The organism is Bradyrhizobium mercantei (assembly GCF_001982635.1).
Taxonomy (GTDB): domain Bacteria; phylum Pseudomonadota; class Alphaproteobacteria; order Rhizobiales; family Xanthobacteraceae; genus Bradyrhizobium; species Bradyrhizobium mercantei.
Genome location: NZ_MKFI01000040.1, coordinates 1 through 1089 on the forward strand (window position 1 = coordinate 1; position 1089 = coordinate 1089).

At 70.4% G+C, this 1089-nt stretch carries 2 protein-coding genes; both read left to right on the forward strand.

The window, feature by feature from the left end; translation table 11 throughout:
- Nucleotides 1-338 (forward strand): agmatine deiminase family protein (locus BI327_RS40755; protein ID WP_143271806.1); only part of this gene is annotated, 338 nt, incomplete at its 5' end.
- A gap of 118 nt (nt 339-456) precedes the next feature.
- The coding region (locus tag BI327_RS40760; protein ID WP_210191258.1) for an NAD(P)/FAD-dependent oxidoreductase at nt 457-1089 on the forward strand (633 nt) is incomplete at its 3' end.

The following is a 1089-nucleotide window of genomic DNA, read 5'->3' on the forward strand; positions in this document are numbered from 1 at the left end:
ACTACGACGTGACCCGCGCGCACCTGGAGATCCTGCGGTCCGCCACCGACGCCGACGGCAACCGGCTGCAGCTGCACACGCTGTCGCCGCCGCGCCGTCCCCGGGCCAGCGTCTACCAGGAAGACAACGACGATTTCGCCGCCGGCTACATCAACTACTTCGTCATCAACGGCGCCGTGATCGCGCCCGAGTTCGGCGATGCCCGCGCCGATGGCAAGGCGCGGGACCTGCTGCGCGCCTTGTATCCCGGCCGCGACGTGGTGCAGCTGGACATCGACGCGATCGCCTCGGGCGGCGGCGGAATCCACTGCGTGACGCATCAGTTGCCGGCGGTCTGAAACGCCTTCGCCACCGCGCGCGGAAAACCGATATTGATATACGTATTCCATCGTTGGCGCGCCACGGATGCTTGCCCAGAATGGGTGGCAATCAAGTCGTGGTCGAAGGATGTGTTTGATGCCAGCGGTAAGGAAAGTCGTCGTGCTCGGTGCCGGCGTATTGGGGTTGAATGTCGCGGCCGAGCTGGCCGAGCGCGGGGCGCGGGTGGTGGTGGCCGCGCCGCCGCTGGATCACCGGACCGCGTCGCTGCGGTCGTATTCGTGGCTCAACGCGTTCGGCGCGGCGCCGGAAAGCTACCGGCGCCTGCGGCTGCTGTCGCTGGACCGCTACCGCACCCTGGCCGGACCCGGCGCGCCATGGCTGCGCTTTGACGGTTCGCTGACCTGGCGCGACGCCGACAAGCGGGAGCTGCTGCAGGCGCGCGCCGAGGCGCTGAGCCAGTCGGGCTATGGCAATACCTGGGTCGATGCCGATGCGGCGGCGCGGCTCGAACCCGCGCTGGACAGGGCCGCGCTCGACGGCCATGCGCTGGTGCACACGCCGGGCGAAGGCTGGGTCGACCTGCCCGAATACCTCCATGTCCTGCGCCGGCGCATCGCCGCGCGCGACGGCCAGTTCGTGACCCTGACGCAGCCGCCGCTGCTGCGCGTGGCCGGGGGCAGGATCACGGGCGTGCAGGTCGATGGCCGCACCTCGCTGGACGCCGACAGCGCGGTGCTGGCCGCCGGCGCGGGCACGCCCGCCTTGCTG